The sequence below is a fragment of the Streptococcus infantis genome (genome assembly GCF_047460405.1).
GTDB lineage: Bacteria > Bacillota > Bacilli > Lactobacillales > Streptococcaceae > Streptococcus > Streptococcus infantis_Q.
This window is the reverse complement of the sequence record NZ_JASHGH010000046.1, coordinates 1-1,193: the sequence shown is the minus strand read 5'-3', so window position 1 is coordinate 1,193 and position 1,193 is coordinate 1. Positions and strand designations below refer to the sequence as shown.

Here is a 1,193-nt window from a genome sequence, read left to right as displayed (position 1 = left end):
ATTGAAGACAAAGTCCTTAGAACTCAAGTTTCTAAGGGCTTTTCTTTGTGTAAAGTCGTATAATAGAGGTAAGAAGAGTTGTGAGGTAATCCCTATGTTTCACAAAGAAAAACCTGATTATAATCGTCGCCAATATGGCTTCTATACGATAGACGAATTGGTCCCTAAAGATCACTTTCTTCGACAAGTTGATTCAAAGGTTGATTTTGACTTTATCTATGACTTGGTAGAAGATACCTATAGTCCAGATAATGGTCGGCCTAGTCTTGATCCCGTCATGTTAGTCAAAATTCCTTTGATCAAGTGTTTTTATGGTATCCGTTCTATGCGTCAAACCATGAAAGAGATTGAAGTAAACGTAGCCTATCGTTGGTTTCTCGGACTAACTTTAGATGATAAGGTTCCTCATTTTACTACCTATGGGAAAAATTACAGTCGTCGTTTTCAAGATAAAGAACTCATTTCTGAGATTTTTTCCCAAGTTCTCAACCAAGCTTTGTATGCAGGTTTAATTGATCCTTCTGAAATATTTGTGGATGGTACCCATATCAAAGCGGCAGCTAATAGTCACAAGTACCGTAAGGAAATGGTAGATCAACAAGCTAAATTTATGAGTGAACAATTGGCAGTTGAGATTGATTTAGATCGGAAAAAACACGCAAAAAAGTCCTTAAAGCCCGCAAAAGAAAGTGAGGCTAAGGAAAAGAAAATCTCAACGACAGATCCCGAATGTGGTTGGTTTCACAAGGGCGAACACAAGGAAGTATTTGCCTATTCTGCCCAAGTTGCTTGCGATAAGCATGGTTGGGCCTTGGCTTATACGGTTGAAGCAGGAAATGTTCATGATAGCCAGGCTTTCCCTGCCCTATTTTCAAAGTTAGAACCTTTCTCTCCACGCTATATTATTGCGGATTCAGGCTACAAGACCCCAACTATTGCCCATTATTTGTTAGAGCGAAACATCATCCCTGTCTTTCCTTATACTCGTCCAAAGGGAGTAAAGGGGAACTTAAGATCTAGTCAGTTTGTTTATGATGCAAGTGATGATTGTTATGTCTGTCCAGAAAATCAAGTATTAAGCTATCGCACTACCACTCGAGAAGGCTACCGTGAGTATAAGAGTAATCCCAAAGTATGTGTTGCCTGTCCTTTATTATCCGTTTGTACCCAAAGCCAAAATCATCAAAAAGTAG

General features: G+C 39.1%; 1 protein-coding gene. It reads left to right on the top strand.

All coding sequences use genetic code 11. From position 1 onward, the window contains the following. Window positions 1-94: 94 nt before the first annotated feature. A partial coding sequence (locus tag QM928_RS09860) for an IS1182 family transposase (RefSeq protein ID WP_414295151.1) occupies window positions 95-1,193 on the top strand: 1,099 nt, incomplete at its 3' end.